Here is a 17,807-nt window from a genome sequence, read left to right on the forward strand (position 1 = left end):
GGCCAGACCGAAGGGCAGATCACCCGCCTGAAGCTCGTGAAGCGGCAGATGTTCGGCCGTGCCAAACTCGACCTGATCGAAGCTCGGCTGATCGGCACACCATGAGCCGCCCTGCATCGAGATTGCGTCAGACCCACGCTTAGACGCCGATCCACAACCGGACGCCTCGTCCTAGAAGGCGACCCACAGGCGCTCTGGGCCAATGACGACATCCGCGCCGCGTATCTCGGGGGCTGCGCAGCCTGACGCCGCCGCCGCACCCCGGAACCGCCCCGATCACGCCCGGTTGCCCCTTCGATTCCCGAAGGTGCGGTGAGGCCCATCGTGCGCGACCGCAAGCCAGCATCCCGGCGCACCCTGCTGCAATCCGGAGGCGCCGTCGTCACGAGCGCGATGCTCGGTATTGGCAGCACCGCCGGTGCGGAGACGGGCTCGGGTGCACCGGGAGAGACGCCGACGGGCCGTCGATCCAAAACCCTCGATACCGAGTACTTCAAGGGCATGTACGCCACGGAGTCGGATCCGTGGCGCTTCGCCTCCAGCCCCTACGAGCGCGACAAGTACGCAGCAACCCTCGCGGCGCTGCCGAGGGCCCACTACGCTTCGGGTCTCGAGGTGGGTTGCTCGATCGGCGTGTTCACGCACGAGCTCTGCCCCCGCTGCGACACGCTGGTGGGGCTCGATGTGGTGCCGTCGGTCCTGGATGCCGCGCGGGCGCGGTGCGCCGATTGCCCGAATGTAAGCTTTCAACTCGCCGCCGTTCCAGGCGCTTGGCCGGAGGGCCGGTTCGACCTGATCGTGATCTCCGAGGTGGCCTATTATCTCGACCGCGCCGACCTCGCCCGCTTGGTCGCACGGGTGAAGGGCGCGGTCCTGCCGGAAGCGGACATCGTGCTGGTCCACTGGCTCGGCGTCACCCACTATCCCCTATCCGGCGACGAGGCGGCCGAAGGCTTCATCGCGGATGCAAACGCCTTCGCGCGGGTCCTGAAGCAGTCGCGCACTGACAAGTATCGGCTCGACGTGTTGCGGTCGATCAAGCCCGATGTGAAACCCGTTCCCTGACGCGAGCGATGGTGCCAGAGTCATCGGAGACCGGCTACGCGATCCTGCCTCGACGACGAGGCCCACGATCACCGCGGCGGTGGTGCCATCCGGGCTTTCCTCTGCTCCCGCGCCGTCACGAGGCTGTGCAGGACGAGACCGACCAGCATCAGCAGCAGGCCTGCGAGGGACTGGAGCGGCCGGACGGTGACGAGGTGGGCGAGCATGAACAGCGTGACCGCTAGGAAGATCAGGGGTGTGATCGGGTATCCCCAGGCCCGGAACGGCCGCGGCAGGTCGGGTCGCGTGATCCGAAGCTTGATCAGCCCGATAACGGTCAGGAACGAGCACAGGATCAGGCCGAACTGGATGAAGTCGAGCACTGCCTCGAAGCTTTGCGTAGACAGCAGGATGGTCGCGACCCCGGCCTGGAGCAACAGTGCCGCGACCGGCACGCCGCGTCGTGAGCGCCCGGCGAACAGGCGCAGTGCCGGCACATCCTCCCCCATCGCGACGGTCACCCGCGGGCCGATCCACATCATCGCGCTGATGGTCGGAATCAGGCCAGCACAGATCAGCCCGCCGACGGTGCGGCCGCCTGCCTCGCCGAAGACGTGACGTCCGGCAATCACCGCGACCTCGATCTGGCCGGCGAGTTCGGGGACAGGCGTCGTGACGAGGAACACCGCGTTCAACGCGATGGAGAGCACGACGACGATGCTGGTCCCCACGAGGAGCGCGCGCGGCAGGCTGCGCGGCGGGTCGGCGAGCTCACCGACGATATAGGTCGCGGCGTTCCAGCCCGAATACGCGTACATCACGAAGACCAAACTGATCGCGAAGCTGGCGCTGAGGATCTGCGCCGGGTCGAATGCACTAGGGGCGAAGCTGATCGCCGTACCGCCGCCCCCGGCGAAGCCGACGGCGATGAAGGCTGCGATCAGTACAAGCTTCAGCAGCGTGAACCCGATCTGGAAGACGCTGCTGTGGCGCGTCCCCCGCAGGTGGACGAGCGACACGATCCAGATCGCCGCGAAGCCGAGCAGCAACGGGGGCGTACCGGGCAGGGCCGCCTTGCCGTACTGGTCGAGGGCCATCGCGGCGAGCGCCACCGGCGCGGCGAAACCCACGGTGGCCGATAGCCAGCCGGCCATGAATCCGATCGCCGGGCTGTAGATCCGGGTGAGGAGATTGTACTCGCCGCTTGAACGGGGAAACATCGTTGCAAGCTCGGCGTAGCAGAGCGCGCCGCACAGCGCGACAGCACCGCCGACGAGCCACAGCAGCAGCACCGTGAAACCGGACGGGATGTCCGTCACTTGGAAACCGAGACTGGTGAAGACGCCGATGCCGATCATGTCGGCGACGACGATGGCTGTCGCAGCAAGGGTGGAGACGGTGGGCGCTGGTTCAGCGGCGTGGGATGTGCCAGTCATGACTCCTGTTCGCCATGGCCTGACACCGGACCTCAGGGGACGACATAAGCCCAGACGGCCTCAGCAGGACACTACAACCGTCTTGCTCGCCTCTTCGTGGATCGCAGCAATCCGGAAGCGCGACTAGGGCCGGCCGAGGCGTCCGTTTGCCGCGTGCGAGATGGCCGTTCAGATCGTCGACCTCCCTGGTGAGGGAAAAAGCCTTCGAACTCATTGCAGAGACACGAGCCGAGCATCCGACATTGAGGAAACGCGATCTGGTTTTGGCCAACGCTCCATTCGCGCAGCGGCCGCATTCTCGCTTACGCGCCCGGTCACCGAACAGCCCGGAGGCCGACACGCGAAAGTTTCGCGAAGGTCACTTAGTGACGACCGCGACGACCGCCCGATGGGCAGCTTTTCCGGTTTGAGCGTTGGAAACCGTCGGCCCGCTTTCGGCTGAGACCAATCGGCAGCTTTGCGCCCATCCAAGCCATTCAGGAACCTCCTGTCCTTGCCACAAAGCGGACCCCGATGAGAGTTGGTCACGACGTCTATCTCGAGAAGCTTCATTTCTTCTTGAGCCATAGTCCATCGAATGCTAACTCGATCTCAAACAGGCGAAGGGCACGGAACGACCAGCCCTGTGAGACAGAGCCATCCCGGAGGTCGAAAGAGGCGAGATGCCTCGGGCAGAACAGCCTTCCACCGACGCATCGGCCGAGAAGCAGGTCTGCGCCCTCGTGTGGGCAGGTCCGCTCAGCGGCTACGATCCGCTCGCTGTCTCGCACGAGAAGGAGGTGGTGTCCTCCCACGGTGATCGGCACCAGAGTCCGGCCAGAGAGAAGGTCGTGCGGGACGAGGTGAATCCGCTCTGGCCGTTCCGCCTCAGCCACCGAGATAAGCTTCCCGCACATGCGGGTCCGCAATGAGGGCAGGCCCCGTCCCCTCGCGCACGATGCGCCCGGTCTCAAGGAGGTAGGCGTAATCGCAGAGTTCGAGGGCCGCGAAGGCGTTCTGTTCGACGAGCAGAACGGTCGTGCCGGCATCGCGGATCGCCCGGATCACCGCGAACATCCGCTCGACGATGTTGGGGGCGAGCCCCAGGGAGGGTTCGTCGAACAGCACGAGCTTCGGGCGCCCCATCAGCGCGCGGCCGATCGCCAGCATCTGCTGCTCGCCGCCTGAGAGCGTGCCGGCCGCCTGGTCGCGGCGCTCCGCGAGGCGCGGGAACTCCCCGTAGGTACGCTCGAGATCCGCCCCGACCGCCGCCCGGTCGCGGCGCAGATAGGCGCCCATGGCGAGGTTCTCGGCGACGGTCATCTGCGGGAAGACCCGCCGCCCCTCCGGGCAGTGGGCGATGCCCGCGGCCAGGATCCGGCGGGGCTCCGCCCCCGCGATGTCCCGCCCGGCGAACCGGATCGCGCCGGATCGCGGCGACACGAGGCCGGAGATCGCCCGGAGCGTCGTGGATTTGCCAGCCCCGTTGGCGCCGACGAGGGCCACGAGCTGGCCTTCGCGCACGTCGATCGTAAGCCCTTTCAGCGCGGGGACCTGGCCGTAGCCGCAGACGAGGTCGCGGATCTCAAGCATGGGCCGCCTCCTGGACCGCGGCGGCGGCCTGCCGGGCGGCGCTGCCCTGGCCGAGATAGGCCTCGATCACCGCGGGGTCGGTGCGGATCCGGTCCGGCGGCCCCTCGGCGATCAGGCGGCCGTAGTTGAGGACGACGATGCGGTCGGAGACCTCCATCACCATCGGCATGTCGTGCTCGACGAGCAGGATGGTGATGCCGCGCTCCCGGATCTGCCGGATCAGCCGCACGAAGACCCGCGTCTCGGAGGCGTTCATTCCGGAAACCGGCTCGTCGAGGAGCAGCATGGCGGGCTCGGTGGCGAGCGCCAGCGCGACCCCGACGAGCCGCTGCTCGCCATAGGCCAGGCCGCCGGCCTTCTCGTACGCTCTGGCAGCGAGCCCGACCCAGTCGAGGAGCGCCTCGGCGCGGACCCGCAGCTGCCTCTCGCCGGCACCCGAGCGGCCGAGAAGCGCGTCGAGAAAGGGTACGCGGCCCGACGCGGCGCCCATCTGGTGCAGGCCGATCATCACATTGTCGAACACCGTGTCGTCCGGGAAGACGCTGGTGCGCTGGAAGGTGCGGGCGAGGCCGAGCCGCGTGATCGCGTGCGGCGGCCGATCTCGCAGGGACGTGCCGCGGAAGCGAACGTCGCCCTGGCTGGGCTTCAGGAAGCCCGTCATCACGTTGAAGGCCGTGGTCTTGCCGGCCCCGTTCGGGCCGATCAGGCTGACGATCTCGCCTGCGTGGACGTCGAAATGCAGGTCGGCGATGGCGACTAGGCCGCCGAAGCGGACCCCGACATGCTCGACCGAGAGGATCGCGCTCATCGCTGCACCGCCGGGTTGGCTTCGAGGGCCGGGACCGACTGGGCCTGCCGGCGACCGAGCAGGGCCGAGAGGCCCGGCACGATGCCCCGCGGCATCACGAACAGGATCACGATCAGCACGAGGCCGTAGACGATCCATTGGGCTTCCGGCGCCATGACCGGGCGGAGCGCCACCGGCAGCAGGCCGAAGAGCAGGCCGCCGACGACCGGGCCAATCAGGGTGCCCTTGCCGCCCGCCACCACCATGATGACCATGGTGACCGTGGTGGCGAACAGGAACACGTCGGGATCGATGATGCGCAGGTAATGGGCGTAGAGGCTGCCGGCCGCGCCGGCCATGGCAGCCGAGATCACGGCCACCACCGTCAGCGTACGGGTGGCGTTGATGCCCACCGAGAGCGCCAGCGACTCGTTCTCCTTGAGACCCCGCATCGCCCGGCCGAAGCGGCCGCCGATGAGGCGGGCGATCACGCCGTAGCAGAGCGTACCCACGGCCAGCACGAGGTAATAGTTCTGGAGCTTGGTCTTGAGGGTCCACATCCCGAGGCCCGGCAGGCCGAGGGTGATGGCCGGGATGTTGGTGAGCGCAAGCGGGCCCTGGGTCAGCTCCACCCAATTGAGGGCCACGAGGCGCACGACCTCGGCGAAGGAGATCGTCACGATGACGAAGTAGGCACCCCGCACCCGGAAGGAGAGCCGCCCGATCAGGTAGCCGCAGCCGCCCGCCGCCACCGTCGCCAGCAGGAGGCCGACCGCCGCCGGCCAGGGCTCGTGAACTACGCGGAGGCCGAACCCGAGATCCACGTCGAAGCCGAGGCTCGTCAGCGCGCTGACATAGGCGCCGATGCCGAAGAACGCGATGTGGCCCAGACTGAGCTGCCCGGTGAAGCCCAGGAGCAGGTTCAGGCTCATGGCGCCGATCGTCAGGATGCCCGTCACGATCAGCGCGTTGAGGAGATAGGGGTTGGCGCCGAGCGCCAGGGGCAGGACGCCAAGGCCGGCGAGCAGCGCGAGGAGGAGGAGCCGGTTCATCCGATGCGCTCCGCCTTCGCGAACAGCCCGGTGGGTTTGTAGAGCAGCACCGCGATGATGATCAGGAACCCCATCGCGTCCCGGTAGCCGGAGGAGACGTAGCCGGCGCCCATTTCCTCGGCGAGCGCCAGGATGAAGCCGCCGATCGCCGCGCCGGTGACGTTGCCGAGCCCGCCCAGGATGACGATGGCGAAGGCCTTCAGCTCGGCGAGGCCGCCCATCTGCGGGAACACCACGTAGACGGGACCGAGGAGCGCGCCGGCCGCCGCCGCGAGCGACGAGCCAAGGGCGAAGGTCGCGGTGTAGATCCGGCAGACGTCGACGCCCATCAGCTCCGCCGCGTCGGAATCCTGGAAGGCGGCGCGCATGGCGAGCCCGAGCTTGGTCCGGTTGATCAGCGCGTAGGTCAGGGCGATCAAGGTCAGCGCCGCGCCGAGCACGAACAGCCGCAGCCACGACACCGAGATCGGGCCGATCTGCAGCGGCGCTCCGGGGAACGGCGACGGGATCGCCTTGGCGACGCCGCCGAAAGTCCAGAGCGTGCCCGATTGCAGGATGATCCCGGCGCCGATCATCACCAGCATGGTGGTATCGATGTCCGAGCCCCGGAACGGGCGCAGCAGCAGCAGCTCGATCGCGGCCCCGAACAGGAGCCCCCCGAGGATCGCCACCGGCAGCGCCAGGAAGAAGTTCAGCCCCAGCGCGGCGACCGCGAGGTACATGACGTACGCGCCGACCGTGTAGAGCGCGCCGTGGGTGAAGTTCACGACGTTCATGATCCCGAAGATCAGCGTCAGGCCGATCCCCAGCAGCGCGTAGGTGCCGCCGAGGATGAGCGCGTTGACGAGGTGCTGGATCAGTTCGTTCACGGGCGGCCTCAGAGGGTGCGCCCCGGCCCGGGGGCCGGCGGACGGGCGAAGGGACCGGCGTCGGGCCGCCGGTTCGGGGGCGCTCACAGCGCCGGCACGATCACTTTCCCGTCCTTGATCTCGATGAGGTAGACGTCGGGCTTGCTCTGGCCGCTCTCCTTCCCGGCGGGGCCGGCCTTGGTGAAGCGGATCGGCCCGTTGAGCCCGACGAAGTCGACCGACCAGAAGGCCTTGGTGATCGCGGCCGGATCGGCCGAGCCCGCCTTCTCGATGGCGTGGGCAATCGCGCGGATGCCGTCGTAACCGCGGAAGCTCTCGGTGACGCCGGCGAAGTCGAAGCCGCGCTTCTTCCAGGCGGCGATGAAGGCCTCGGTGGCCTTCGGGTCTGGCGTCTTGTCGGGCGACCAGGGCAGGAAGGTCGTCAGGTGCATCGTGCCGTCGGCGGCCGCCCCGGCCTGGGCGATGATCTGGTCCGGGTTCTGGGAGCCGCCGGTGGTGATCACTCGCTTCTTCAGGCCCAGCGCGGCCATCTGCTTGAACAGCAGCACGAGCTGATCGACCGAGCTCGTGATCATGATCGTGTCGGCGTCGGAGGCCTTCAGCTTGGCGAGCTGGGCGCTCATGTCCTGCGCGCCCTGATCCATCGTCTCGACGAGGCCGACCGTGACGCCCTTATCTTTGAGCATCTTGCCGAAATCGGTCGCCGCGCCGCGGCCGAAATCGTTGTTGAGGATTAGGAAGTCGACCTTCTTTAGGGCGAGGCGACCGACCATCGGCGCGAAGGTCTCGGCCTCCAGGGACGAGGGCGGCGAGATCCGGAACACGTAGGGATTGCCCGACGTCGTGATCTTGCCGGACGAGGAGGTCTCGACCAGCATCGGCGTCTCGTAGTCCATGAGCTTCGGCATGACGGCGAGCGTCAGGCTCGAGCCCCATGCCCCCATCATCACCGGGGTCTTGTCGCTGGTGATCAGCTTCTCGGCGACCGCGGCGGCCTCGGTCGGGTTGCTCTTGTTGTCCTCGATCACGAGCTCGATCGTCTTGCCGAGGACGCCGCCCTTGGCGTTGATCTCGTCGGCGGCGATCTTGGCGCCGTTGACCACGTAGGTGCCCGAAGCCGCGAAGGGCCCGGTCAGCGGCTCGTTGACGCCGATGCGGATCGCGTCCGCGCGGACGCCCGTCGCCGTGAGCGCCAGCAGGATCGCGGTCGTGAGGGTGAACCTGCCAGGCATTCGCGTGTCTCCGGTGCGTTGAGGCGGGGGGAGGGATCAGGCGCGGCCGAACCACGCGGCGAGGCGCGCGCGGGCGAGGCCGAGGAGCAGACGGAGCGGATTGAGACCGGCGGGCACCGGCGCTGCGACGCCGGAGAGCCGGGCATCGAGGTTGTGGGCGAACTCCGCCGCGATGCGGCCGGCGAGGTCGCGCACGAGACCGGGACGGCCGAACTGGGCGAGGGGTCCGGTCAGGGTGTAGCCGACGTCCAGCTCGACTCGGGCGGTGCCCGGCGCCGGTCCGGCGCCGACCCGGTAGACGATCCGACCCTCGGTGGCCGAGCGGCCGCCCGCGTCGCTGCCGGCCCCGTGGACCGAGCCGGTTTGCGCCGCCTCGTCCCGGGAGAGGCGGGCGCGACCGCGGAACGTCGCGGCGATCGGTCCGATCCGCACCTGCAGGCCGCCCTCGACCGTGTCGGGGGAGGGCCGCGCCGTCAGCACCGCGCCCGGCAGGCAGGCGGCGACCGCCGCGATGTCGCCCAGCAGGACGAAGACGGCCTCCGGCGGGTGGGTGACGTCGAGGACCTGCGTAAAGCCGTGGGCCGGGACGAACGCGTCGGACAGGTCCGCGACCGCCGCGGGCGCCGCCGGGGCGACCCGCTCCGCTGGCGGATCCAGGGGGGCGACCGTCGCGTCGCCAATCTGGGCGCCGACCGGGCCGAGGGCGCGCGCCGCGCCGGCCTCCGGGGGGATGCCGCGCCCGCGCCGGTCCGCGATTACCGCCATCACCGCCCGGACGATACCGACATAGCCAGTGCAGCGGCAGAGATTGCCCGAGAGACCGACCCGGATCCGCCGCTCGTCGGCCTCGGGCAGCCGCAGGACCAGATCGCGGGCGGCCACCAGCATCCCGGGCGTGCAGTAGCCGCACTGGAGCGCGTGCTCGCGGTTGAAGGCGGCCCGCAGCTCGCTCGCGATGGCGTCCGTATCGAGGCCCTCGATCGTCGTGACCGCGGCCCCTGCGCAGGCGCCCGCGAAAGTCAGGCAGGCGCGCGCCGGCTCGCCGTCGAGGAGCACGGTGCAGGCGCCGCAGACGCCGTGCTCGCAGCCGAGATGCGTGCCGGTGAGGTCGAGCCCTTCGCGCAGCACGTCGCCGAGATGGCTGCGCGGCTCGGCCGCGACCCGCACGGCGCGGCCGTTCACCGTCAGCGCGAGGGCTATGCGGGACGGCCCGGGTTCGGCCAGCGCGGCGCTCATGCGGCCTCCGGAAGGGGGTTGGCGCGGGAATCGTACTCGGCCGCCGCGGCCACCGCGCGGCCCAGGACGGCGACGTGGATGTGCCGCTCGACCGCGTCGGCCATGCCGGCGTCCCGCAGCGCGAGGTCGGCGGCCCGGGGGTCGAAGCGCGCGGCGAAGTCGGCGCCGATCCGGCCGCCGAAGAGCGGGCGGGCATCGGCCAGGAGCACGGGCGGCCCCTCGACCGCGCCGATCACGGCCCGGCCCCGGCCCGCGCCGGGTTCGAGGCGCACGGCCCCGATGGCGTGGGCGAACTCGCCGATCTTCGCGCAATGCTTGACGTAGCCCCAGGCCGTCCCCGTCGGCAGCGCCGGGACACGCACCCCGACCAGGATCTCATCCGCATCGAGGGCGACCGCGAGGGCGCCGGTCACGAAGCGCTCCACCGGCAGGGTGCGGCGGCCTGTCCGCCCCGCGATCTCGACCTCGGCGCCGAGGGCCGTCAGGGCGCTGACCCAGTCGGCGGCCGGGTCGGCGTGGACGAGGCTGCCGCCGATTGTCCCGCGGTTGCGCACCGACCGGTAGGCGATCGCAGCCGCGACCCGCCGCAGCGCGCCGCCGGTGAGGTCCGGGACGCGCCCGTCCTCGATGTCGGCATGGGTCACGCAGGCCCCGAGGACGAACGTGTCGCCCTCAACCCGCGCGGTCCGGAGCTCGGGCACGCCGGTGATGTCGACGATCAGGGCGGGCTCGACGAGGCGCAAGTTCAGCATCGGCCCGAGGGACTGGCCGCCCGCGATCAGCTTCACGCCGGCAGGGGCCTCGGCGAGGCGCGCCAGCAGCGCGGGCAGGCTGTCGGGGCGCTCCCAGGCGAAGGCGGCGGGCTTCATGCGGCCTCCCGCGCGGTCTCGGCGGGGTGTCCGGCGGCGAGCACCGCCTCCACGATCCGCCGGGGGGTGATGGGCGAATGCAGCAGCTCGACGCCCAGCGGTGCCAATGCATCGTTGACAGCGTTGGCGAGCGCCGCCGGCGGCGCGATGGCGCCGCCCTCGCCGATGCCCTTCTGGCCGAAGCGCGTGTAGGGCGAGGGCGTCTCCATGTGGTCGATGCGCGCCATCGGCACGTCGGCGGCGCCGGGCAGGAGGTAGTCGGCCAACGTCGAGGCCAGCGGCTGGCCGCGAGCGTCGAAGCGCATCTCCTCGAACAGGGCCGTGCCGATCCCCTGCGCGAGGCCGCCGTAGATCTGGCCGTCGACCACGAGGGGGTTCACCAGCGTGCCGCCGTCCTCGACGATGACGTAGTCGAGGATTTCCACCGCCCCGAGGTCGGGATCGACCGCCACCACGGCCGCGTGCGCCGCGTACGAGAAGGTGCCGGAATCGCGCACTGGCTTGTAGCCGGCGGTGACTTCGAGCCCGCCCGGATCGGTGTCGGGCGCGAGGTCCTGCGGGCGCCTGTACCAGGTGCGGGCGATCGCCTCGAGCGGGACGTCGCCGGTGGGGCCGACGACGTGACCGCCTTCGAAGCGGCACGCCTCGGGACGCGCCTGGAGCAGGTGGGCGCCGATCCGCACGGCGCGGTCGCGCAGCGCCTCGCAGGCCGCCGCTACCGCACCGCCCGCCATCACCATCACGCGCGAGCCCCAGGAGCCCGTGGAGTAGGGGGTCATCGCGGTGTCGCCGTGGACGAGACGGGTGCGCGCCACCGGCACGCCCAGAATCTCGTGGGCGACCTGGGCCAGCGTCGTCTCCAAGCCCTGGCCGTGGGAATGGGCGCCGATCCGCAGCTCCAGCCCGCCATCCGGGGTCAGCCGGGCGCTGGCCTGCTCGTGGCCGGGCACCATCGGGATCCCCCAGCCGGAATAGACCGAGGTGCCGTGCGCGGCCTGCTCGCAATAGATCGCGAGGCCGAGGCCGATCCGGCGCCCGTCCGGCTCGCCCTGACGCTGGCGGGCGCGGATTGCCTCCACGTCGACGGCCTTGAGCGCCCGGGCGAGTGCCTCCGGGTAGTTGCCGCTGTCGAAATGCTTCTTTGTGATGTTCTCGAACGGCATCTGCTCGGGCCGCACGAGGTTTTTCTCGCGCACGGTCTCGGGCGCGACCCCCGCCGCGCGGGCGACGGCGTCGAGCACCAGTTCCAGGGCGAAGCAGACGCCGGTGCGGGCGACCCCGCGATAGGGCAGGATCGGGCATTTGTTGGTCGCCACCGACCACGTCCGGCAGCGATAGGCCGGGAAGTCGTAGGGACCGGGCAAGATGCTGGCGACCTGCGCGGCCTCCAGGCAGGCCGAGAACGGGTAGGCCGAGTAGGCTCCGGAATCGACGGTAGCCTCGCAATCGATGCCGCGCAGGGTCCCGTCCCGCTCGGCGTAGGCGGTGATGCGGTAATGGTGCTCGCGGCAATTGGCGTTGGCGGTCAGGTGCTCGCGCCGGTCCTCCAGCCAGCGCACCGGGTGGCCGCAGCGCAGCGCGAGCCAGGCGAGGGCCACGTCCTCGGCGAGCAGGATCGCCTTATAGCCGAACCCGCCGCCGACATCCGGCGAGACGATGCGGATGCGCCCCTGCTCGATCCCGAGACATTCCGAGAGGCCGTTGCGCACGATGTGCGGCATCTGGCTCGCGGTGTGGACCACGAGCTGGTCGAGCCGGTGATCGAGCTGCACCACGGTGCCGCGGCCTTCGATCGGCGCCATGCACTGGCGCCCCGTCGAGATGGTGCGGCTGACCTTGATCGGCGCGTCGAGGGCGCCTTCGATGCCGATGTCGACCAGGGTCTCCAGGAAGACGTTGTCGCCCCAATGCTCGTGGACGAGGGCGGAGCTCGGCTCGCGCGCGGCCAGCATGTCGTGGACGGCCGGCAACTCCTCCAGATCGAGCACCACGGCGGCGGCGATGTCCTCGGCCTCGGCGCGGGTCGGCGCGACGCAGAGCGCGACGAGTTCACCCACCTGCCGGACCTTGCCGGTGGCGAGCACCGGCTGCTCGGAGACCTTGAAGCCGGGCAGCCCCGAGACGGCGCGGATCGGCAGAACCCCGTCCAGGTCGGCGGCTGTGAACACGCGGTCGCGATAGGCCTCCGGCACATGGACGGCACGGATGTGGGCGTGGGCCAGCGGGCTGCGCACGAAGGCTACGTCCTGCATCCCCGGCAGGCGGAGATCGCCGACATACTGGCCGCGCCCGCGCATCAGGCGGTCGTCCTCCTTGCGGGGCAGCGGTGCCCCCACACCCTCGTAGTTCATCGGGTGCCTCCAAGAAGTTCCTGTGCGGCACGGACCAGGATGCCGTCGGGCCGGCGGAACCCGTCGAGGATCGAGAAGTGGTCGGCGCCGGGCACCGGCAGCAGGGCACCCGGCGCGTGAGCGGCGCTGCGCAGCGCGTGGAGGTTGCGCGCGTCGTGGACGAGGGCGGGGAGTTCCCGGCTGCCGTAGGTCAGCGTCATGGGCTTGGCCGTCACGGGAAGCCGCAGGGGTGACAGGGTCTCGATCGCGTCGTCGGCCAGCCCGAGCTTGTCGTTCAGATATGTCTCGCGGATCGGCGCGAGGTCGTAGACGCCGGAGATCGCCAGGACCGCGGCCACGGCGGGATGCCTGAGATGGAGGGCGGCGAGGTGCGCCCCCGCAGACCAGCCGGCGAGGACGATCGGGCCACCGACCCCGCGCGCCGCCCCGTGCTCGGCGAGCCAGTCGAGGGCAGCCCCGATCTCGGTGACGATGCCGGCCAGGCTCGCCTCGGGCGCCAGGGTGTAGCCTGGCATCGCTACCGCCCAGCCTGCCGCGTTCAGCCCCTCCGCGAAGCATGCGAAGTCCGCTCTGGCATTGCGCTGCCAGTAGCCGCCGTGGATGAAGACGAGGCAGGGGGCCTGTTCGTCCGCCGCGGGGTAGAGATCGAAGGCCGTGCGCTCCCCGGCAGCGTAAGGGATGTCGAGTTCGGTTGGATGCGCGGCCCGGTACATCGCCGAGGCGGTGTTGCGCGCCGCGACCTTGGCCGCGCTGTCCGGGACGGCCGCGTTGTTGTCGTAACAGGCCCCCCGGGCCGCGAAATCCAGGCTGTCCCAGCGGCGGCGCGGATCCGGCGGTGTCGGGTCGTTGAGGACCAAGGCGGGCACCAGCGCCACCTCAGGCCGCGATCGCCTGAGGCAGGATCGGCGAGTCGGCCTCGAAGCGCCGGCCGGCGCGCAGGCAGAAGGCTGGCCGCAGCAAGCGGTCGGCGATCACACGCGTATCCTCGTTGTCGCGCAACAGGAAGCGCCCGCGATCGTCGTGCAGCACTGAGACGTCGGCCGCGTATCCGACCTTGAGCGCGCCGATCCGGTCGCCCATGCGCAGCATCTCGGCCGGATGCGAGGTAACCATCGGCACAACGTCCTCCAGCGGGATGCCCAGCGCCATCATCGAACTCATCGCCTGGGTCAGGCTGAAGCGGGCTTGGCCGAGGAAGGGATGATTCTCGTCGTCGTGATGCTCATCCGGGGTGCCTGCGGGCTTCCTCACCTCGGGCACCTCGGTGTTGTAGCCGTGCATGTCGGCGCCGAGCGTGTAGGGGATCACGCCGGCCGGCAGCGAGGCCCGGGCCACGCGGTAGGAGAAGTGGCTTCCGTGGCCGACATCGACCTTTAGCCCGGCATCCATCGCCCGGCGGATGATGTGGTGCACCTCGCCCTGCTCGTTGATGAAGCCGCCGGGGTGCCGGGTGAAGGGGTGGGCCAGCACGTCGCCCGGTCGCAGCAGGGGGATCACCCGCTCGACGATGGTGTCGGCATCCTCGCCGTTGGCGCCCGATTCCGGTAGGCCCCAGAGCTGGCCGAAATGCACGTAGAGCGGCAGATCGGAGCGGCGGCTGATCTCGGCGGCCATCTCCATGACCTTGATGCCCCAGCGGGCGAAACCACCGATCTCGGCGTGGCCCTTGATGCCGCGTACGAGGTCGCGGTTCTCGGTCGCCGACTTTACCGTTGCATCGATGTCGACGCCATCCGGGCTGTAGAGGTTCGGGTAGAAATGCCCTTCGAGGCCACCGACGAGGTAGGCCGAGAGGAAGGCGAGCACCTGCGTCTGCGACCGCTCGGCGATGAAGTGGCGGAAGCCCGGCAGGGTCATGCAGGAGGGGCCGCCCTGATCCACCACCGTGGTGACGCCCGAGCGCACGCCGACCATGTCGGGGTTCAGGCCGAAGCGGCCGGTGACGTACTGGTAGACATGCGCGTGCGTGTCGATCATGCCGGGCAGGACGAGCTTGCCTGAGACGTCGACTACCTCCGCTGCGGCCGATGGCAGGATGGTTTCCTCTACGGCTGCGATGCGGCCGTCCTGCACCGCCACATCGCGGATGCCATCGACGCCGGAGGCCGGGCAGATCACCCGCCCGCCCCGCAGAACCAGATCGTAGCGGTGATTGTCCATCTCGACCTCGTGATGGTGACCAACTCGTGCAGGCCCCGTTCTTGCCAAATGCGAAGCATGCTTCGTAAATGGCCCTGCATAGAGTGTGCCAAAGTTGGAACCGATTTGCGGAGACGGGTGATGGATGAGTGTCCGCAAGTTGACCTCGCAAATGAGGCGACTGGAGAGGGGGCGCCAGTAGGCCCGCAGCATTGGCCTCTGATTAACCGCCCGGGTTTCCTCGCGCGCCGCATGCACCAGATCCACGTCAGCCTGTTCGCTGAGCGTTGTGCTGCCTTCGGCGTCACTCCGTTACAGTACAGCCTACTCTCTATCCTGAGTGACTTGGGGGAGGCCGATCAGACGACGCTGGCGGGTGTGGTCGCCCTCGACCGAACGACGACGACCGGAGCCCTCAAACGGCTTGCGGCACGCGGTCTCGTAAGCCGCTCGACGTCACCTATGGATCGCCGCGCTCAGATCTGTCGCCTGACAGCGGAAGGCGCGGCACTCCATGGCGCGATGGAGCCGGCAGCGCGGCTAGCGCACGCTATGACGGTCGAGGCGCTCACGCCGGCGGAACAGGACCATCTGACCAAGCTGCTGAGACGTCTCATCAACGGACACGAGCACCGGCGAGGACAGGCCATCATTGAGTGAGATGCGTTCAGTGCGGGGTCAGGTCGGAGGCTCGTCTGCTATCTGGGCAGCTTTTTCCGAAGCAGACATGCCGCTTTCGGCCAAACTACGCCATGCTGAATTGCCGTTGAGCCCAAAACCGGCCGTACGGCTTTGCGCCCATCCCCGTCATTCGGCTCAGATCAGGAACATACCGGAAGCGGACATGGCCCAGCACGAGCCTCGCGTGTCGTCCTCAACCACGGCGATCCCGCGTACTACGATCGGGGCTGGCCGGAACCTTACGGCTTCCGGTTCCGACCGTGCGGTCGCAAAGAGCCGACGGTCACGCCTCGCCCTCGAGCGTATGGGAGAACATGGTGTGCCCGGGCGTCTCCAAGTCGGCTTGCAGGATGACGCCTGAGCCAGACTCGGTGATGAACAGCGCGCGTCCATCCGCGCCGCCGAACGCCACGTTAGTGGTGTGCAGACCGGCGCAGGAGGCGATGCGCAACACCGGTTCCCCCGTGGCGTCGAACAGCCAGACGGCGCCCTTCCCGGCATGGGCGACGGCGATGCAGCCGTCCGCGTCGAGGGCGAGCCCGTCCGGCCCCGCCCCGCCCGACATCTGGATGAAGGTGCCCACCTTGGCGGCCGTCCCATCCCGCATCAGCGGGATCCGCCAGACCGCGTTGGCCCGCGTAACCGCGAGGTACACCGTGTCCTCGGTGAGGTTCATGACGAGGCCGTTCGGGCTCGGGATGTCGTCCAGGATGCAGGTCACGGACCCGTCCGCCCGAACGCGGAAGAGGCGTCCGCCGGGGTACTGCCAGCCAGTTAGGCCCTGATCGGTGAAGTAGAGATCGCCATCGCGAGAAAAGAAGAGATCGTTGACGCCCCGGAACCGCTCGGGGCCGACCCGCAGGAGGAACGGCCGGACCGTGCCGGAGGCGGGGTCGACGACCATAATGCCGTTCTTGTAGTCGGCGATGAATATCCGGCCGTCACGGTGGATCTTGAGGCCGTTCGGCCAACCATCGTACTCGGCCACGATGGTGAAACCGCCGTCCGGCGCCACGCGCAGGATGCGTCCGTTCGGGATGTCGACGCACCAGAGATTCCCGTTTCGGTCGAAGGACGGCCCCTCCAGGAACGAACCGGTCGGCATGCGCCCGGGCTGCGTGCGGATCCACTCGTTCTCCGCCGTGGCCACCCGCCACGCCTTGGGGTAGGTGGCGAAGACCCTCGTTGGGCAGATGGGCGGAGCTGCGTACATCGTGGCCTCCGTCTAAGAGCTTAAGCGCGGCGCAGCGCGGGGACGACCGCTGGCGCAGGGAGGTCGCCACCGATCGGGGTGTGCGTCAGGGTCAGCGTGATCACGGCCCCGGTCACCAGCAGCACGCCGCCGGCCACGAAGGCAAGGTCGTAGCTACCCGTCGCCGCGATGATGTAGCCCGTGGCGATTGGCGCGATGAGGCCGAACATGTTCCCGCCGGTGATCTGGATCGCCATGGCCTTGCCAGCACTCGCCGGCGACCGCAGCAGATCGGCGGCCAGGGCAATGTTGAGCGAGATGCCCGTCGCCAAGCCGGTCAGCGAGATGGTGATCAGGCCCAGGATCATCGGCGTGCTGTCGACGAACGGTGCCGCCAAGATCACGGCCGCGCTGAGCATCGACACGACGACGATGCGCCGCCGCCGCCCCGTGCTGGAGCCGCCCTCCGCCGCCAGCGCACGATCGCTCAGATGGGCGAGGACCCACGCGAAGACGGTCGCCGCGAAGTACGGAAACGCCGTAAACAGGCCCGACTTCACGATCGACATGTGCTTGACGTTGGCGAGATAGCTCGGAAGCCAGGTCAGGAACACGATCTGCGTGTAGACGGCGCAGCCCTGCGTGACGGCGACGGCGATCATACTGCGCGATCGCAAGAGCACGCCGAACCCGTCCGCCGAGCCGCCGGCTTTGGCTCCGGAATCGCGCTCCCGCAGGATGAAGGCGCGCTCGTCCTCGCCGACGAAGGTCGCCGTCTCCGGCCCGCGATACCAGACCAACCAGCCGACCAGCCAAACCAAGCCCAGCAAGCCGGCCGTATAGAAACCCCACCGCCAGCCGTGGACTGACACCACCCACCCGAGCAGCAAGGTCCCGAACGCAGGACCCGCGTAGCCGCCGCTGTTGAGCATCGTGGCCGCCAGACCGAACTCGGATCGCGGCGCCCAATCCCGCAACACGCGACCGCCCGCTGGATAGGTGGACGCCTCCGCCGCGCCCATCAGCATGCGCGAGCCGAGAAGGCTGACGAAGCCGGACGCGAGCCCTGTGAGAATCGTCGCGCCGGACCACACGAGCACACCGACGCCGTTGACCACCTTCGCCCCGTAGCGATCGGTCAGAAATCCGCATGGGATCAAGCAGACGACATACGTCCAGAGATAAGCTGAGAACAGGTAACCGATCTGTACCGGACTCAGATTGTATTCAGCCGCGATCGCCGGCGCCGCGACCGACAGCGCGACGCGGTCCACATAATTGAAGACGACAAGCAAGAAAATGCCAATATACAGCAGATAACGGCGCTTGCCCATTCGCACCTCCCGA

General features: G+C 69.2%; 16 protein-coding genes. 2 read left to right on the plus strand and 14 right to left on the minus strand.

Annotation, left to right across the window (positions count from 1 at the left end; translation table 11 throughout):
- Positions 1 to 501: 501 nt before the first annotated feature.
- Positions 502 to 1,065: an SAM-dependent methyltransferase gene (locus tag MKL11_RS02650; RefSeq protein WP_243940088.1), complete on the plus strand. Its 564-nt coding sequence runs from the start codon at positions 502 to 504 to the stop codon at positions 1,063 to 1,065.
- Positions 1,066 to 1,133: 68 nt separating this feature from the next.
- Here MKL11_RS02650 and MKL11_RS02655 read toward each other — a convergent pair whose 3' ends face one another.
- The 12 genes from MKL11_RS02655 to MKL11_RS02710 all read right to left on the minus strand — a co-directional run bounded on the left by MKL11_RS02655 (position 1,134) and on the right by MKL11_RS02710 (position 14,608).
- Complete coding sequence (locus tag MKL11_RS02655) at positions 1,134 to 2,480, minus strand: APC family permease (RefSeq protein ID WP_243940025.1); 1,347 nt, start codon at positions 2,478 to 2,480, stop codon at positions 1,134 to 1,136.
- Between the two features lie 548 nt (positions 2,481 to 3,028).
- Positions 3,029 to 3,376, minus strand: a complete 348-nt coding sequence (locus MKL11_RS02660; RefSeq protein WP_243940027.1) for a Rieske (2Fe-2S) protein — start codon at positions 3,374 to 3,376, stop codon at positions 3,029 to 3,031.
- Positions 3,348 to 4,052, minus strand: a complete 705-nt coding sequence (locus MKL11_RS02665; protein ID WP_243940029.1) for an ABC transporter ATP-binding protein — start codon at positions 4,050 to 4,052, stop codon at positions 3,348 to 3,350. Before MKL11_RS02665 ends, MKL11_RS02660 begins: the two co-directional genes overlap by 29 nt.
- A complete protein-coding gene (locus tag MKL11_RS02670) occupies positions 4,045 to 4,860 on the minus strand; it encodes an ABC transporter ATP-binding protein (protein ID WP_243940031.1) in 816 nt (271 codons plus the stop codon). The genes MKL11_RS02665 and MKL11_RS02670 overlap by 8 nt, the downstream gene beginning before the upstream one ends.
- The gene (locus tag MKL11_RS02675) at positions 4,857 to 5,891 is read right to left on the minus strand and encodes a branched-chain amino acid ABC transporter permease (protein WP_243940033.1); all 1,035 of its coding nucleotides are present in this window, start codon (positions 5,889 to 5,891) and stop codon (positions 4,857 to 4,859) included. The genes MKL11_RS02670 and MKL11_RS02675 overlap by 4 nt, the downstream gene beginning before the upstream one ends.
- Complete coding sequence (locus MKL11_RS02680) at positions 5,888 to 6,760, minus strand: branched-chain amino acid ABC transporter permease (RefSeq protein ID WP_243940035.1); 873 nt, start codon at positions 6,758 to 6,760, stop codon at positions 5,888 to 5,890. Before MKL11_RS02680 ends, MKL11_RS02675 begins: the two co-directional genes overlap by 4 nt.
- An 83-nt stretch (positions 6,761 to 6,843) precedes the next feature.
- Complete coding sequence (locus MKL11_RS02685) at positions 6,844 to 7,992, minus strand: ABC transporter substrate-binding protein (protein WP_243940037.1); 1,149 nt, start codon at positions 7,990 to 7,992, stop codon at positions 6,844 to 6,846.
- Positions 7,993 to 8,028: 36 nt separating this feature from the next.
- The gene (locus MKL11_RS02690) at positions 8,029 to 9,228 is read right to left on the minus strand and encodes a xanthine dehydrogenase family Fe-S subunit (protein WP_243940039.1); all 1,200 of its coding nucleotides are present in this window, start codon (positions 9,226 to 9,228) and stop codon (positions 8,029 to 8,031) included.
- The gene (locus tag MKL11_RS02695) at positions 9,225 to 10,097 is read right to left on the minus strand and encodes an FAD binding domain-containing protein (protein ID WP_243940041.1); all 873 of its coding nucleotides are present in this window, start codon (positions 10,095 to 10,097) and stop codon (positions 9,225 to 9,227) included. Before MKL11_RS02695 ends, MKL11_RS02690 begins: the two co-directional genes overlap by 4 nt.
- Complete coding sequence (locus MKL11_RS02700) at positions 10,094 to 12,448, minus strand: xanthine dehydrogenase family protein molybdopterin-binding subunit (RefSeq protein ID WP_243940043.1); 2,355 nt, start codon at positions 12,446 to 12,448, stop codon at positions 10,094 to 10,096. Before MKL11_RS02700 ends, MKL11_RS02695 begins: the two co-directional genes overlap by 4 nt.
- Positions 12,445 to 13,314: an alpha/beta hydrolase gene (locus MKL11_RS02705; RefSeq protein ID WP_243940045.1), complete on the minus strand. Its 870-nt coding sequence runs from the start codon at positions 13,312 to 13,314 to the stop codon at positions 12,445 to 12,447. The genes MKL11_RS02700 and MKL11_RS02705 overlap by 4 nt, the downstream gene beginning before the upstream one ends.
- 10 nt (positions 13,315 to 13,324) lie before the next feature.
- A complete protein-coding gene (locus MKL11_RS02710; protein WP_243940047.1) occupies positions 13,325 to 14,608 on the minus strand; it encodes an amidohydrolase/deacetylase family metallohydrolase in 1,284 nt (427 codons plus the stop codon).
- Positions 14,609 to 14,839: 231 nt separating this feature from the next.
- On the opposite strand from MKL11_RS02710, the gene MKL11_RS02715 reads away from it, so the two are divergent.
- On the plus strand, positions 14,840 to 15,247 hold the full coding sequence (locus MKL11_RS02715) for a MarR family winged helix-turn-helix transcriptional regulator (protein ID WP_409565800.1): 408 nt from the start codon (positions 14,840 to 14,842) through the stop codon (positions 15,245 to 15,247).
- Between the two features lie 304 nt (positions 15,248 to 15,551).
- Here MKL11_RS02715 and MKL11_RS02720 read toward each other — a convergent pair whose 3' ends face one another.
- Together MKL11_RS02720 and MKL11_RS02725 are read right to left on the minus strand one after the other, a co-directional pair.
- On the minus strand, positions 15,552 to 16,481 hold the full coding sequence (locus tag MKL11_RS02720) for an SMP-30/gluconolactonase/LRE family protein (RefSeq protein WP_243940051.1): 930 nt from the start codon (positions 16,479 to 16,481) through the stop codon (positions 15,552 to 15,554).
- 20 nt (positions 16,482 to 16,501) lie between these two features.
- Positions 16,502 to 17,794, minus strand: a complete 1,293-nt coding sequence (locus MKL11_RS02725) for an MFS transporter (RefSeq protein WP_243940053.1) — start codon at positions 17,792 to 17,794, stop codon at positions 16,502 to 16,504.
- Between the last annotated feature and the right edge of the window lie 13 nt (positions 17,795 to 17,807).

It is taken from the genome of Methylobacterium sp. J-077, assembly GCF_022829365.1.
Lineage (GTDB): Bacteria > Pseudomonadota > Alphaproteobacteria > Rhizobiales > Beijerinckiaceae > Methylobacterium.

What these genes read in the sequence shown, in the direction of transcription:
- MKL11_RS02675 (WP_243940033.1), bottom strand. Translation starts at nt 5,891, where the DNA reads ATGAACCGGCTCCTCCTCCTCGCGCTGCTCGCCGGCCTTGGCGTCCTG.
- MKL11_RS02665 (WP_243940029.1), bottom strand. Translation starts at nt 4,052, where the DNA reads ATGCTTGAGATCCGCGACCTCGTCTGCGGCTACGGCCAGGTCCCCGCG.
- MKL11_RS02720 (WP_243940051.1), bottom strand. Translation starts at nt 16,481, where the DNA reads ATGTACGCAGCTCCGCCCATCTGCCCAACGAGGGTCTTCGCCACCTAC.
- MKL11_RS02690 (WP_243940039.1), bottom strand. Translation starts at nt 9,228, where the DNA reads ATGAGCGCCGCGCTGGCCGAACCCGGGCCGTCCCGCATAGCCCTCGCG.
- MKL11_RS02670 (WP_243940031.1), bottom strand. Translation starts at nt 4,860, where the DNA reads ATGAGCGCGATCCTCTCGGTCGAGCATGTCGGGGTCCGCTTCGGCGGC.
- MKL11_RS02685 (WP_243940037.1), bottom strand. Translation starts at nt 7,992, where the DNA reads ATGCCTGGCAGGTTCACCCTCACGACCGCGATCCTGCTGGCGCTCACG.
- MKL11_RS02650 (WP_243940088.1), top strand. Translation starts at nt 502, where the DNA reads ATGTACGCCACGGAGTCGGATCCGTGGCGCTTCGCCTCCAGCCCCTAC.
- MKL11_RS02700 (WP_243940043.1), bottom strand. Translation starts at nt 12,448, where the DNA reads ATGAACTACGAGGGTGTGGGGGCACCGCTGCCCCGCAAGGAGGACGAC.
- MKL11_RS02715 (WP_409565800.1), top strand. Translation starts at nt 14,840, where the DNA reads ATGCACCAGATCCACGTCAGCCTGTTCGCTGAGCGTTGTGCTGCCTTC.
- MKL11_RS02695 (WP_243940041.1), bottom strand. Translation starts at nt 10,097, where the DNA reads ATGAAGCCCGCCGCCTTCGCCTGGGAGCGCCCCGACAGCCTGCCCGCG.
- MKL11_RS02725 (WP_243940053.1), bottom strand. Translation starts at nt 17,794, where the DNA reads ATGGGCAAGCGCCGTTATCTGCTGTATATTGGCATTTTCTTGCTTGTC.
- MKL11_RS02655 (WP_243940025.1), bottom strand. Translation starts at nt 2,480, where the DNA reads ATGACTGGCACATCCCACGCCGCTGAACCAGCGCCCACCGTCTCCACC.
- MKL11_RS02660 (WP_243940027.1), bottom strand. Translation starts at nt 3,376, where the DNA reads ATGTGCGGGAAGCTTATCTCGGTGGCTGAGGCGGAACGGCCAGAGCGG.
- MKL11_RS02710 (WP_243940047.1), bottom strand. Translation starts at nt 14,608, where the DNA reads ATGGACAATCACCGCTACGATCTGGTTCTGCGGGGCGGGCGGGTGATC.